This is a genomic window from Pseudomonas sp. TMW22091 (assembly GCF_022496705.1).
Lineage (GTDB): Bacteria > Pseudomonadota > Gammaproteobacteria > Pseudomonadales > Pseudomonadaceae > Aquipseudomonas > Aquipseudomonas saxonica.
Map to the genome: position 1 here is coordinate 303,322 of NZ_SCFI01000005.1, position 14,068 is coordinate 317,389.

At 61.4% G+C, this 14,068-nt stretch carries 14 protein-coding genes; all 14 read left to right on the top strand.

The genetic code is table 11. The annotated features are described in order from the left end of the window. Window positions 1-158: 158 nt before the first annotated feature. Window positions 159-893 (top strand): glycosyltransferase family 2 protein, encoded by a 735-nt coding sequence (locus tag EQV93_RS12315; protein ID WP_240891646.1) that lies wholly within the window; start codon window positions 159-161, stop codon window positions 891-893. Then, window positions 890-1,828 (top strand): LpxL/LpxP family acyltransferase, encoded by a 939-nt coding sequence (locus EQV93_RS12320; protein ID WP_122785160.1) that lies wholly within the window; start codon window positions 890-892, stop codon window positions 1,826-1,828. The genes EQV93_RS12315 and EQV93_RS12320 overlap by 4 nt, the downstream gene beginning before the upstream one ends. Continuing rightward, the gene (locus EQV93_RS12325) at window positions 1,809-3,353 is read left to right on the top strand and encodes an HAL/PAL/TAL family ammonia-lyase (protein ID WP_146424731.1); all 1,545 of its coding nucleotides are present in this window, start codon (window positions 1,809-1,811) and stop codon (window positions 3,351-3,353) included. Before EQV93_RS12320 ends, EQV93_RS12325 begins: the two co-directional genes overlap by 20 nt. After that, a complete protein-coding gene (locus EQV93_RS12330; RefSeq protein WP_122785162.1) occupies window positions 3,346-3,771 on the top strand; it encodes an acyl-CoA thioesterase in 426 nt (141 codons plus the stop codon). Before EQV93_RS12325 ends, EQV93_RS12330 begins: the two co-directional genes overlap by 8 nt. Next, window positions 3,768-4,463: an outer membrane lipoprotein carrier protein LolA gene (locus tag EQV93_RS12335; protein ID WP_240891647.1), complete on the top strand. Its 696-nt coding sequence runs from the start codon at window positions 3,768-3,770 to the stop codon at window positions 4,461-4,463. Before EQV93_RS12330 ends, EQV93_RS12335 begins: the two co-directional genes overlap by 4 nt. Next, window positions 4,453-6,768, top strand: coding sequence for an MMPL family transporter (locus tag EQV93_RS12340; RefSeq protein WP_240891648.1), 2,316 nt, complete (start codon window positions 4,453-4,455; stop codon window positions 6,766-6,768). The genes EQV93_RS12335 and EQV93_RS12340 overlap by 11 nt, the downstream gene beginning before the upstream one ends. Then, entirely contained in the window at window positions 6,762-7,925 is a 1,164-nt protein-coding gene (locus EQV93_RS12345; RefSeq protein ID WP_240891649.1) for a sodium:proton antiporter, read from the top strand. Before EQV93_RS12340 ends, EQV93_RS12345 begins: the two co-directional genes overlap by 7 nt. After that, window positions 7,913-9,160 carry an NAD(P)/FAD-dependent oxidoreductase gene (locus EQV93_RS12350; protein WP_240891650.1) on the top strand — a complete coding sequence of 416 codons (1,248 nt, stop codon included), beginning with the start codon at window positions 7,913-7,915 and terminating at the stop codon, window positions 9,158-9,160. Before EQV93_RS12345 ends, EQV93_RS12350 begins: the two co-directional genes overlap by 13 nt. Further along, window positions 9,157-9,885, top strand: coding sequence for a class I SAM-dependent methyltransferase (locus EQV93_RS12355; protein ID WP_122785166.1), 729 nt, complete (start codon window positions 9,157-9,159; stop codon window positions 9,883-9,885). The genes EQV93_RS12350 and EQV93_RS12355 overlap by 4 nt, the downstream gene beginning before the upstream one ends. A 125-nt stretch (window positions 9,886-10,010) precedes the next feature. Then, on the top strand, window positions 10,011-10,472 hold the full coding sequence (locus tag EQV93_RS12360) for a DUF3261 domain-containing protein (protein WP_122785389.1): 462 nt from the start codon (window positions 10,011-10,013) through the stop codon (window positions 10,470-10,472). Continuing rightward, a complete protein-coding gene (locus tag EQV93_RS12365) occupies window positions 10,469-11,656 on the top strand; it encodes a beta-ketoacyl-[acyl-carrier-protein] synthase family protein (RefSeq protein ID WP_240891651.1) in 1,188 nt (395 codons plus the stop codon). Before EQV93_RS12360 ends, EQV93_RS12365 begins: the two co-directional genes overlap by 4 nt. After that, window positions 11,653-12,120, top strand: a complete 468-nt coding sequence (locus EQV93_RS12370) for an ApeP family dehydratase (protein ID WP_146384848.1) — start codon at window positions 11,653-11,655, stop codon at window positions 12,118-12,120. Before EQV93_RS12365 ends, EQV93_RS12370 begins: the two co-directional genes overlap by 4 nt. Further along, window positions 12,113-12,841, top strand: coding sequence for a 3-oxoacyl-ACP reductase FabG (gene fabG, locus EQV93_RS12375; protein WP_240891652.1), 729 nt, complete (start codon window positions 12,113-12,115; stop codon window positions 12,839-12,841). Before EQV93_RS12370 ends, fabG begins: the two co-directional genes overlap by 8 nt. After that, window positions 12,841-14,067 carry a beta-ketoacyl-ACP synthase gene (locus EQV93_RS12380; RefSeq protein WP_240891653.1) on the top strand — a complete coding sequence of 409 codons (1,227 nt, stop codon included), beginning with the start codon at window positions 12,841-12,843 and terminating at the stop codon, window positions 14,065-14,067. Before fabG ends, EQV93_RS12380 begins: the two co-directional genes overlap by 1 nt. The last annotated feature ends 1 nt before the right edge of the window (window position 14,068 follow it).

The window sequence follows — 14,068 nt, forward strand, 5'->3', positions numbered from 1 at the left end:
AGCTGCCGAAGGCTGCGTCCGGTTGCGAAGCAATCGTGTACCGACTTGCACGACTTCCCTGATAAACCGAGGCGCCGGACTTTACGGCGGCTTCGCCCCCGAACGCAGCCTTCGGCAGCTGCTACGCAACGTTCGTAACAGCCTGAAGGGCTCTGCCCATGCATAACCCTTGCGCTGTCATCCCGGTGTACAACCATGAAACGGCTGTGCCGGCCGTGGTCGATGCCCTGCTCGCCGCGGGCTTGCCTTGCGTGTTGGTGGACGACGCCAGCAGCCCCGCCTGCGCAGCGGTCCTCGAACAGTTGGCTCAGGGCGAAAACATCCACCTCATCCGTCTGGCCGTCAATCAGGGCAAGGGCGGCGCGGTCATGGCCGGGCTGCGCGAAGCCGCGCGCCTGGGCTTTACCCACGCACTGCAAGTGGACGCCGACGGTCAACACGACTTGCGCGACGTTGCCACTTTTATCCAGGTGTCGCAGCACCACCCCGAGGCGCTGGTGTGCGGCTATCCGCAGTACGACGCCAGCGTGCCAAAAGGTCGTTTATATGCCCGTTACCTGACCCACGTGTGGGTGTGGATCAACAGCCTGTCGTTGCAGATTCCCGACTCCATGTGCGGCTTTCGCGTGTACCCGCTGGCACCGACGCTGGCGCTGATCAACTCGGTCACGCTGGGCAAACGCATGGATTTCGACCCCGAAATTCTGGTGCGACTGACCTGGCGCAACCAGCCCATGCGCTGGCTGCCAACCCGCGTTCATTACCCGCAGGACGGCCTCTCGCATTTTCGTCTGTGGCATGACAACGCGCTGATCAGCAACATGCACACCAAGCTGTTCTTCGGCATGTTGGTGCGTCTGCCCGCCATTCTCTGGAGGCGCTGGCAGGCATGAGCGAACCTCGACAACATTGGGCCAATCACAAGGAACGCGGCAGTTTGCGGCTGATGCAACTCACTGCATTCGGCGTCAAATTACTCGGACGGCGCCTGCTTAGCCCGGTGCTGTACGGCATCGTGCTGTACTTCTTTGTCTTCGGTGGCCGTGCCCGGCGCAGCATTGGGCAGTATCAGCAACGGTTGGCCGACTGGAGCGGGCAAAGCGCCCTGCGCCCGACCCGTCGCCGGGTATTCAGCCAGTTCATGGCCTTTGCCGACGCCTTGCTCGACAAGCTCGACGTGTGGAACGGCCGCCTCAAGATCGAAGACATCGACATCATCGACCCGGCCCTGCTGCGCAATCACTTACGCGCTGAGCGCGGGCAGATGCTGGTGGGTGCTCATCTGGGCAATCTTGAGGTGTGCCGCGCCCTCGCCGAGCTGGGCGAAAAAGTCACCATGAACGTGCTGGTTCACACCAAACACGCTGAACAATTCAATCGCCTGCTGGGCGAAGCCGGGGCCAGCCATTTACGCCTGATTCAAGTCAGCGAGCTCAACCCCGCCGTCATGCTGCAACTCAACCAGCGCCTGGAAAACGGCGAGTGGCTGGCGATTGCCGGTGACCGCGTGCCCCTGCAAGGTGGGCGTCAGGTGCGAGTCGATTTTCTCGGCCAGCCAGCCGCCTTTCCGCAAGGCCCGTGGCTGTTGGCCGGGCTACTCAAGTGCCCGGTCAATCTGTTGTTTTGTCTGAAACGCGAAGGTCGTTACCGAGTCATCCTCGAACCCTTCGCAGAGGCCGTCGTGTGGCGGCGCAGCGACCGCGAACAGGTCATTGCCCATTGGGCTGGCCGCTACGCCGAACGGCTCGGGCATTACTGCCTTGAAGCGCCGCAACAATGGTTTAACTTTTACCCTTTCTGGAAGACCGATGACGACGCATCCGCATGAGCCAGTAACCTTCGGCCAACTCCCGCTGCGCATTGAAGACGTGCTGGCGCTGGCCAATCGTCAAGCACCGACCCATCTGCAAGACGACGCCGAGTACCGCGAGCGCATTGCCAAGGGCGCGCGCTTTCTCGACTCGTTGCTGGACAAAGAAGGCGTGATCTACGGCGTGACCACGGGTTACGGCGACTCGTGTGTGGTGGCGGTGCCTTTGGAGCACGTCGAAGCCCTGCCGCGTCACCTGTATACGTTCCACGGTTGCGGGCTGGGCAAGTTGCTCGACGCGCAAGCCACCCGCGCCGTGCTTGCCGCGCGCTTGCAGTCGCTGTGCCACGGTGTGTCGGGGGTGCGTATCGAGTTGCTGGAGCGCCTGCACGCCTTCATCGCCCATGACGTGCTGCCGTTGATTCCCGAAGAGGGCTCGGTCGGCGCCAGCGGCGACCTGACACCGCTGTCGTACGTAGCCGCAACCTTGGCTGGCGAGCGTGAAGTGTTGTTTAACGGTGAGCGCCGCAGCTCGGCAGACGTACACCGCGAACTGGGCTGGACGCCGCTGGTACTCAGGCCCAAGGAAGCGCTGGCGCTGATGAACGGCACCGCTGTAATGACCGGCCTCGCCTGCCTGGCGTACGCCCGCGCCGACTACCTGCTCAAACTCGCCACCCGCATCACCGCGCTCAACGTCGTGGCGCTGCAAGGTAACCCCGAACATTTCGACGAGCGCCTGTTCGCGGCCAAGCCGCATCCGGGGCAAATGCAGGTGGCCGCCTGGCTGCGTCAAGATCTGGCCATCGACGCCCCGACGGCGCCGCTGCATCGGCTGCAAGACCGTTACTCGTTGCGCTGCGCCCCCCACGTACTGGGCGTGCTGGCTGACAGCTTGAATTGGCTGCGCGGGTTTATCGAGATCGAACTCAACAGCGCCAACGACAACCCGATCATCGACGCCGAAGAAGAGCGCGTGCTGCATGGCGGGCACTTCTACGGAGGCCATATCGCCTTTGCGATGGACAGCCTCAAGACCCTGGTGGCCAACGTCGCCGACCTGCTGGACCGCCAGCTCGCCCTGCTGGTGGACGTGCGTTACAACCACGGCCTGCCGAGTAACCTGTCGGGCGCCAGCGCCGAGCGTGCGATGCTCAACCACGGGTTTAAAGCCGTGCAGATTGGCACCAGCGCCTGGACCGCCGAAGCACTGAAAAACACCATGCCGGCCAGCGTGTTCTCGCGCTCTACCGAGTGCCACAACCAGGACAAAGTGAGCATGGGCACCATCGCCGCCCGTGATGCAATCCGCGTACTGGAGTTGACCGAACAAGTGGCCGCCGCGACCTTGCTGGCCGCCAACCAAGGCGTGTGGCTGCGCAGCCGCACCGAAGATGCCCGCCCGCTGCCGCCTGCACTGGCGCAGATGCACGCTGAACTGGCCAAAGACTTCCCGCCCGTGGTGGAAGACCGGGCGCTGGAAGCCGAACTGCGCCTGTGCTTGAGCCGCATCGCCCAACAACACTGGAGGCTGCATGCGTAGCAAAGGCGTAATGCACGTTGATACCGAGGTGTTGGTGCCGTTTTTCGACATCGACACCCTGCACGTGGTGTGGCACGGGCATTACGTCAAATACCTCGAAGTGGCGCGTTGCGCGCTGCTCGACCACATCGGCCACAACTACACCCACATGCTTGAAGCCGGTTATGCGTGGCCGGTGATCGACATGCAGTTGCGCTATGTACGTGGGGCCACCTTTGGCCAGCGCATCAACGTGCGTGCCAGTCTGGTGGAGTGGGAGAACCGCTTGAAGATTAATTACCTGATTACGGATGCGGTCACGGGTGAGCGTTTGACTCGGGCGGTAACGGTGCAGGTGGCGGTTGAAATTGAGAGCCGCGAGATGCAATTGGTCTCGCCTGCGTGTTTTGTTCAAGCTGTTGAACGGGTGCTGTCATGAGTGTCTTTTTTAGATCAAAAGCCCCTCACCCTAGCCCTCTCCCAGAGGGAGAGGGGACTGAGCGCGGCGCGCATCGGCCCCCTGAGGGTAAAGCCCGCACACGTCTCGCAGCCCTGTTCACCGCACTGCTGGCGTTCACCCCTCTGGCCCACGCCTTCGACCTGCAACAGCTCAGCGAACAACTGGCCAAACCCCAGGTCATCCACGGCGATTTCGTTCAGGAAAAACACCTGCGCGCCCTGCCTCAACCGCTCACCAGCACCGGCACCTTTGTCCTGGCCAAAGACCACGGCCTGCTCTGGCAACTGAAAACCCCGTTGCAACAGGATTACCGCATCACTGCCCAAGGCATTGCCCGACGCAACGGCACCCAGTGGCAAATGCTCCCCGGCAAAAGCGCCGGGGCCGAACAAAACCGTTTATTCCTCGCCGTGCTACAAGGCGACAGCAGCGGCCTGCAACGGGATTTCGACCTGAAACTGCAAGGTGAACCCACCCGTTGGACGCTCACCCTGACCCCACGGTCCTTGCTGCTCAAGCAAGTGTTCAACCAGATCAACATCGAAGGCGGTGAGCTGGTTCAACGCATCGAACTGCAAGAAACCCAAGGGGACAGCACGCTGCTCAAACTGCAAAACAGCGTCAGCAACACGCCTTTGAGCGACGCGGAGCAACACGACTTTGCGCAGTGAACGCTGGCTGCCACGGGCTTTTTTGATGCTGCTGCTGGCCGTGTTGGCGCTGGCCGGCTGGCAATGGCGTCACGGTGCGCCACTGTCCGCCAACTTGATGGAGCTGGTGCCCGGTGACTCGCCTGACGCGCTGGAGCTCAGCGCTGAAGAGCGCATGCAAGAACCCCTGAACCGCGAAATGCTGGTACTGGTGGGCAGCGCGGATCGTCAACAGGCCATCGCCACCGCTCAACAACTGGGCGAGCAATGGCAAGCCAGCGGCCTGTTTGAAAAGGTCCAGTGGAACCTGCAAGCCGACTTGCCCGCCCTGCGCGAACAATTGCTGCGCGGGCGCTTGGCAATGCTCTCGAGCGCCGATCGCACACAGTTGATCGAACACCCCGAGGCCTTTATCCAGCAGCGGGTGCAAGCCCTGTTTGATCCCTTTACCGGGTTCAGTCTGGTGCCGAGTCAGGACGATTGGCTGGGCCTGACCGGGCGCATTCAAAACAGCCAGCCGCAACGCGGCGCTGTGCAACTGGACATTGGCAGCGGCGCCTTGATCGCTGAAGCGGATGGCAAAAACTGGGTGCTATTGCGCGCCCGCACTCAAGGCAATGCGTTCGATATGAAGCTGCCGCTGCGGGTCGCCGAGCTGCTTGAGCAAAGCCGCGAGCAGGTGGCTCAAAACGACGTGCAGTTACTTGCCGCCAGCGGCCTGCTGTACGCCGCCAGCGGGCAGCAACAAGCCACCCGCGAAATCACCTGGGTGGGCGGCGGCGCCACCGTGGGCATTCTGCTGCTGTTACTGCTGGCCTTTCGCCGCTGGCGCGTGTTGCTGGCCTTTGTTCCGGTACTGGTGGGCATGCTGTTTGGCGCTGTCGCCTGTGTCGCGTTGTTTGGCCGCATGCACGTCATGACGCTGGTGCTGGGTTCCAGCCTGATTGGCGTCGCGGTGGATTACCCGCTGCACTACCTGTCCAAAAGCTGGAGCCTGAAACCTTGGCGCAGTTGGCCGGCATTGCGTCTGACCTTGCCGGGGTTGAGTCTGAGCCTGGCCACCAGCTGCATCGGTTATCTGGCGCTGGCCTTCACGCCGTTTCCGGCCCTGACCCAAATCGCCATTTTCTCCGCTGCAGGATTGATCGGTGCTTACTTAAGCGCCGTGTGCCTGTTGCCAGCGCTGCTCAAAAACGTCGAATTGCGCCCGGCGCAATGGCCACTTCGCTTTGCGCAACGCTTGCTTGATGTACGCGCAGCCCTGCTCGGAAAAATCCCGACACCGGTGTTGCTGCTAATGCTGCTGGCCTTCTGCGCAGCCGGCCTGTGGCAGCTCACCAGCAAGAATGACATCCGCCAATGGGTCGGCGCACCACCGCAGTTGATGAGCGAAGCGCAGGCCATTGCGCGCATCACCGGCTATCAACCCACCAGTCAGTTCTTTCTGGTGCGCGCCGACAATGAGCAACAGTTGCTGGAGCGCCAAAGCGCCCTGAGCCAGCGTCTTGAACAGTTAATCGGCACAGGCAAGTTGCAGGGCTTTTTGGCCCTGAACCAGTTGGTCAGCCAGCCCGGCGAGCAACAACAACTGCGCGCCGCACTCAACGCGCTGCCTCAACACTGGCAGCCGCTGTTAGCCGTGGGGGTGCCTGAAAGCGCTTTGCAAAACGAGCTGACGCAATTGCTAGCCTTGCCCGATCAATCAATCGACGACGCTTTGAAAGGCCCCTTGGCCGAACCCTGGCGAGCGCTTTGGCTGGGCAAAAACCCCGAAGGCGTGGCCGCAATGGTCAGCCTGCAAGGCTTGAATGACGCCAGCCTGTTACGCGCGCAGGCGCAGGACTTGCCCGGCGTTACGCTGGTGGATCGCCTGGGCGACTTGAACAAGGTCTTTGCGGCCACACAAATCAGCGCCGCTGAGTTGAAACTGTTGTCGTGCGCATTGATCGTTGTGCTGTTGATTGCCCCATTCGGCTTCGGCGGTGCGTTGCGTATCGTGGCACTACCGTTGCTGGCCGCCTTGTGCAGCCTTGCCAGCCTGGGTTGGTTGGGTCAGCCACTGACGTTGTTCAGCCTGTTCGGGTTGTTGCTGGTCACGGCAATCAGCGTCGATTACGCGATCTTGATGCGCGAGCAAATCGGCGGCGCAGCCGTCAGTTTACTGGGCACCTTGCTGGCCGCGTTGACCACATGGCTATCGTTTGGCTTGCTGGCGGTGTCGAGCACACCCGCCGTGAGCAACTTCGGGCTGTCAGTGAGCCTGGGCCTGGCGTTCAGTTTTATCCTCGCCCCGTGGGCCGGTAAACAGGCGCACACCGCATGCTGACCGTCGTGTTCTGGCTGCTGATCATGGCCCTGTTTGCCGTAGCAACCCACGTGGGCCGGCGCTTTCGCCTGATCCCGATTGTCAGCCAGTTGTTGCTGGCGTCTATCGGGCTGCCGTTGTTGATGCTGTTCTGGATCGAGCCGCACTGGCAACTCAACGGCGCCCAACTGGTGGCGCCGGTTTGGCTCAAAAGCCTGTACGGCCTGAGTTTCGCCCTGCTGTTGGGCACCATTTTAAGCGACGTGATCGATCTTCAACTGGACCGTCAAAGCCTGAAAATTGCCCTGCCCAGTTTTGCCGTGCCCTTCACCTGCGGGCTGGCCTGCGCGGTCTGGGTGCTGCCAGAGCAACCCTGGCTCAGCTCGCTGGCCGTCGGGCTGGTGTTTGCGATTACCGCCATCCCGGTGCTGTACCTGTACCTGCACCATATCGATTACCCGCCGGCTGCCACCCGGCGCCTGGTGCAAAGTGCGATTGTGATCGACCTGACCTGCTGGAGCCTGTTCGGCCTGGCCCAAGGTAGTCTTGACCTCAGCAGCGTGCTGCTGCCGCTGGCCGGGGCCATGCTGCCGCTGCTGATGCGCGCCCTGCGCATTCGCCACCCGCTGTGCTACAGCCTGAGTTTTTTCGCGTTGTTGGTGGTGGCCGAACACTACCGCCTCAATGCGCTGATTTTCGGTGTCGGCTATCTGGTCTGCATGGCATGGCTCAAGGTGCCGCTGGTGATGCCGTTAAAGGGTGTGTGGCTTGAACGTGTGCAAACCACACTGGCGATCCCGCTGATCCTGACCTTCGGCATTGTGCAAATCGATGTGCACAGCGCCCTGAACCAGATCAGCCCGCTGCAACTGGCGGCGCTGTTGCTGCTGCCAATGGCCAGCAAGGTGCTGGGCAACTGGGTGGGCTTGAACTGGGCTACCCCCTCGTTTGAAGGCGCCAGCCAATGGCGTGAAAGCCTGTTACTGAACATTCGCGGGCTGAGTGAGATCGTCTTCCTCAACCTGCTGTTGCAACAACACCTGATCAGCCCTGCGCTGTACGTCGCGCTGATGCTGATGAGCCTGATAGCCACGCTGTTACCGGCGCTGGCAGGCATGAGTAAACCCCCTTTGAAGTCTGCCGTAGTACCCGGCAAGGAGCGCCTGTGTCAGGAATAGAAATGGAACGTCGTCAGGTGGTCGTGATTGGTGCAGGGCCCTCGGGCGCCATCGCTTCGGCCTTGCTTAAACGCAACGGCCACGATGTGCTGGTCATTGAGCGCCAGCACTTCCCGCGTTTTTCCATTGGCGAGAGCCTGTTGTCCCATTGCCTCGATTTCGTCGAAGAAGCCGGCATGCTGCCAGCCGTGCAAGCCGCCGGTTTCCAGCTGAAAAACGGCGCAGCCTTCGCGTGGGGCGAGCAGTACAGCGCCTTCGATTTTGGCGACACGTTCAGCAACGGCAAGCCCACTACCTTTCAAGTGCAACGCGCCACGTTCGATAAGTTGCTGGCGGATCAGGCAGCCCTGCAAGGGGTAGAAATCCGCTACGGCGAAAGCGTTATCAGCGCCTGCATTGATGGCGCCCGGCCCCTGCTGGAAATTGAACGCGAAGACGGCAGCCGCTATCGCATCGAAACGACCTTTATGCTCGACGCCAGCGGTTATGGGCGTGTGCTGCCGCGCCTGCTTGACCTCGAAGCACCCTCGAACTTCCCGCTACGCAAGGCGGTGTTCACCCACGTCGAAGACCGCATCGACTGCCCGAGCTTTGATCGCAACAAGATCCTCGTCACCACTCACCCGACCCAACGCGATATCTGGTTCTGGAGCATCCCGTTCAGCAACGGGCGCACCTCGGTGGGCGTGGTGGCCGCGGCAGAACACTTTGCCGGGCGCAGTGAGCACCTCGACGACTGCCTGCGCAGTTTTATCAACGAGACCCCCAGCTTGCAGCGGGTACTGGCCAATGCCGTATGGGACACACCTGCGCGCACGATGGGTGGCTACTCGGCCAACGTCAAAACCCTGCACGGCCCCGGTTTTGCCCTGTTGGGCAATGCCGCCGAGTTTCTCGACCCCGTGTTTTCCTCGGGTGTGACCATTGCCATGCGCTCGGCCAGCATGGCCGCTGGCGTGTTGCACCGCCAACTGCAAGGCGAGGCCGTGAACTGGCAAACCGAGTTCGCCGACCCGCTCAAGTGCGGGGTCGACACTTTCCGCTGTTACGTCGAAGGCTGGTACGCCGGCACTTTTCAGGACGTGATTTACCACCCCGGCAGCTCGCCGCAGATTCGCCGCATGATCAGTTCGATACTGGCAGGGTATGCCTGGGATCAAAACAATCCCTTTGTCAGTGAACCCAAGCGCCGTCTGCGCATGCTCTCGGACATCTGCGCCACGGAGACCGCATGAAACCTCTGAGCGACACCTACGTTGAAGAAACCCGTTTCGGCTTTTGGTTTTTACGTAGCCACACTTGGCAACACCACGTACTGCGAGTGGCCATCAACGATCTGCGCAGCCTGTTCAGTCAGCCGCTGCCGAACGCGCCGGTGATTCTCGATGCGGGTTGTGGTCAGGGAAAATCGTTCCAGTACCTGCAAAAAACCTTCGCCCCGCAGCGCTTGATCGGTCTTGATGCCGACCCGCTGAGCCTGCAAATGAGTCGTGAAGAGGCCGAGCGGCAGGGCATCGACATCGAGCTGATCGGCAGCGATTGCGCCGAGCTGGAGGTGCCGGACGCCAGCGTTGACCTCCTGTTCTGCCACCAGACCTTCCACCACTTGGTGCAGCAGGACAGGGCGCTGGCCGAGTTCTATCGCGTGCTCAAGCCGGGCGGCTATTTGCTGTTTGCCGAATCCACCGAAGCCTATATCGACACCTGGGTGATTCGCTGGTTGTTCCGCCACCCCATGCACGTGCAAAAAAGCGCAGCGCAGTACCTTGAAATGATCCGTGATCAGGGCTTTGAATTTGAGGCGCAGAACGTCTCTTACCCATACCTGTGGTGGAGTCGCTCCAAAGATTTCGGCCTGCTGGAACGCACAGGCCTGTTCAAGCCAAAACCGGTCGGCCAGCGCGAAGAAACGCTGGTCAACGTCGTGGCGCGCAAACCTTTAAATGGCCTACCGCAATGATGAATACGACTCCTGTAGCCGCTGGCGCAGGCTGCGCTGGCGTGCGCCGCAGGCCTGTTGTTCTGAAGGCCCTGCGGGCCTTATCGCAGCCTGGCGGCAGCGGCTACAGATTTCGCGCTTTGTTAGTGTTCTTTGTAGTTGCCTTGTTCAGCGGCTGCACCAGCCTGCCCTTGCCCAAGCACACGCCCACACTGGCGTTACCGATGCAATTGCATATCCTGCGCGAGCAGGCTGAACAGCGCCAGGACTGGTTACTGGTGATTCAGCAACAAGACGCCGGACTGCGCTGGTCGTTGATGGACCCGCTGGGCATTCCGCTGGCGCGTCAGCTGCTGCAAGACGGTCGCTGGCACGCCGACGGCCTGTTGCCACCCAACCCCGAAGCCCGCGAGTTGTTTGCCGCGTTGTTGTTTGCACTGACGCCGCAGGAACAGCTGAAGGCGAATTATCCACAGGCCAACGCCGAAGCAGACCTGCGGTTTCTGGCGCAGCGCTGGCAGGTGCAGTACCAGCAGCCGTCGGTGTTTCGCATTGATATGAAAGGCGACCTGCACTACCGCGTCAGCCCCCTGGAGGTGACGCCATGACCGCTTATCTAAATGCCTTGGGAGTGATTTGCTCACTCGGGCGTGGCCCAGACGAAGTGGCGCGCACTCTGTTTGCCAGCGACTGCTCGGGCATGCAGCGCGAAAGCGGCTGGGTGCCCGACCGCTCGCTCACGGTCGGCGCTGTTAAAGGCAATTTGGCGGCTATTCCAGCTGAACTCCAGCAACAAAAAAGCCGCAATAATCAGTTGCTGCTCGAAGCTGCCTTGCAGATACGCGACGACATCGACCACGCCATTGAGCGCTACGGCCGTGAACGTATCGCCGTTGTCCTGGGCACCAGCACCTCGGGCATTGATGAAGCCAGCCGCGGTATTGCCCATTACTTGCAGGCACAGCAGTTCCCGGCCGAATACGATTATCAACAGCAAGAACTCAGCGCCCCAGCCACCTTTCTCGCGGACTGGCTGAACATTGGCGGCCCCGCCTATGTCATTTCCACCGCCTGCACCTCCAGCGCCCGCGCACTGATGAGCGCTCAACGCCTGCTCGACCTGAACCTGTGCGACGCAGTGCTGTGCGGCGGCGTCGACAGCTTGTGCGGGCTGACGCTCAACGGGTTTAGCGCACTGGACGCGGTGAGCGATGAACGCTGCAAGCCGTTTTCAGTTAACCGCCAGGGCATCAACATTGGCGAAGCGGCGGCGTTGTTCATCATGAGCAAACACCCTGCGGGCACTCAAACCATCGCCCTGCTCGGGGCAGGTGCCAGCAGCGATGCACACCACATTTCCGCCCCTGAACCCAGCGGACGCGGCGCCGCTCAAGCCATGCACAAAGCGTTGAAACGGGCCGGTTTACAGCCCGAACACATCGGCTACCTGAACCTGCATGGCACCGCCACCCAGCACAACGATGCGATGGAAAGCCACGCGGTCGCGCAGGTCTTCCCTTTGGGCGTGCCGTGCTCATCGACCAAGCCCATGACCGGCCACACCCTGGGTGCGGCCGGTGCTCTGGAAGCGGCGTTTTGCTGGCTGAGCCTGACCCATGACAATGCATTGGCACCGCACCTGTGGGATGGCCAGCCCGACCCGGCCTTGCCCGCGTTGCAGTGGGTAATACCCGGCCAAACCCTCGCCGCCTCGCCACAACGCTGCCTGATGAGCAACTCGTTTGCCTTCGGCGGCAATAACGTCAGCCTGATTATTGGAGACGCTCCATGACGGATTGGCCGCTCGCCGAACTGCTGCCCCACGCTGGCGACATGATCCTTATCGATCAGGTGCTGGCGTTTGATGAAGAACAAATTGAAACCCGTCTCACGGTGCAGGGCGGTGGTCTCTTCAACCGCGAAGACGGCAGTCTGCCCGCTTGGGTGGGCGTCGAACTGATGGCACAAAGTGTTGCCGCCTTTGCGGGTTGCCATGCCCGCGTGCAAGGCAATGAAGTGGTACTGGGGTTTTTGCTCGGTACCCGCAAATTTGAATGCAACGTCGAACACTTCCCGCTGGGTGCCGAGTTGCGTATCCATGCGCAGCGCTCGCTCGAAGACGACAACGGCATGGGCGTGTTCGAATGCCACCTCACCGGCCCCGGCATCCATGCCAGCGCCCGCCTGAACGTGTTTCGACCGCCTCAGCCTGAACAGTACCTGACTCAAACAACCGAGGAGACCCGCCATGACTGAGTCCATTTTGGTCACAGGCTCAAGCCGTGGCATTGGCCGCGCTATCGCTTTGCGCCTGGCACAGGCCGGTTTTGATCTGGTGCTGCATTGCCGCAGTGGCCGCCGCGAAGCCGACGCGGTCATGACCGAGGTTCATGCCTTGGGCCGCAAGGTTCGTGTCTTGCAGTTCGATGTGTCGCAGCGCGAAGAATGCAAAGCCATTCTTGAGGCCGACGTAGAACAGCACGGTGCTTATTACGGCGTGGTGCTCAATGCCGGACTGACCCGCGACGGCGCTTTCCCGGCGCTGAGCGAAGACGACTGGGACGTGGTGATGCGCACCAACCTCGACGGCTTTTACAACGTGCTGCACCCGGTGATGATGCCGATGATTCGGCGTCGCGCCGCCGGGCGCATCGTGTGCATAACCTCGGTCTCGGGCCTGATCGGTAATCGCGGCCAGGTGAACTACAGCGCTTCCAAAGCGGGCTTGATCGGCGCAGCCAAAGCCTTGGCCATCGAACTGGGCAAACGCAAAATCACCGTCAACTGCGTCGCCCCGGGGTTGATCGACACCGCGATGCTCGACGAAAACGTTCCCATAGACGACCTGATGAAAATGATCCCGGCTCAACGCATGGGCACCCCGGAAGAAGTCGCCGGGGCCGTTAACTTTTTAATGTCTGCCGAAGCTGGCTACATCACCCGTCAGGTACTGGCCGTAAACGGAGGGCTGTGTTGATGAAGCGCGTTGTCGTCACCGGCATGGCCGGCATTACCTCGCTGGGCAGTGACTGGGCCAGCATCGAAGCGCACTTTGTGGCCGGGCGCAGCGGCATCCGGCGCATGGACGAGTGGGATCGCTTCACCGAACTCAACACGCGACTGGCCGGCCCGATTGATGATTTCGTCGTGCCCAAACACTGGACCCGCAAGCAACTGCGCAGCATGGGCCGGGTGTCGAGGCTTGCCGTGGGCGCCGCGGAGCAAGCCTTGCAGGATGCCGGCTTGCTCGGCAACCCGATCATCCGCGATGGCCGCATGGGTGTAGCGTGCGGCTCATCCACGGGCAGCACCGACGAAATCAAAGCCTTTGGCAATATGCTGCTTAACTCGGTGGCCGATGGCCTTAACGCCAACAGTTACGTGCGCATGATGCCGCACACCACCGCCGCCAATATCAGCATCTTTTTTGGCCTGACCGGGCGTTTGATCCCTACATCCAGCGCATGCACCAGCGGCAGCCAGGGCATTGGTTACGCGTACGAAGCCATCAAATTCGGGCGTTTGCCCCTGATGCTTGCCGGTGGTGCAGAAGAACTGTGCCCCACCGAAGCGATGGTGTTTGACGCGCTCTACGCCACCAGCCTGAAAAACGACGCCCCGCACACCAGCCCGCGCCCCTATGACCTGGGCCGTGACGGTCTGGTGATTGGTGAAGGCGGCGGCATGTTAGTGCTTGAAGAACTGGAACATGCACTGGCCCGAGGAGCGCACATCCACGCTGAAATCGTCGGCTTTGGCAGCAACGCCGACGGCCAGCACACCACCCGCCCCGAGGTCAGCACCATGCGCCGGGCCATGGAGTTGGCGCTGGAAGACGCGGGTCTTGGCCCGCAGGCCATCGGCTATGTGAACGGCCACGGTACGGCGACCGAACAAGGCGACATTGCCGAGACACTGGCCACCAGCGAGTTGTTTGGCAAAGACATGCCCATCAGTTCGCAGAAAAGCTTTCTGGGCCACACGCTGGGGGCCTGTGGTGCGCTGGAGTCGTGGTTCAGCATCGAAATGATGAACCGTGACCGCTACGTGCCAACCCTCAACCTCGATGAGGTCGATCCCCGCTGCGGCGAACTGGACTACCTGCGTGGCGAGTTCCGGGTGATGCACAACGATTACGTGATGAACAACAACTTTGCCTTTGGCGGGGTCAACACGTCGTTGATCTTCCGTCGCTGGTCGTGAT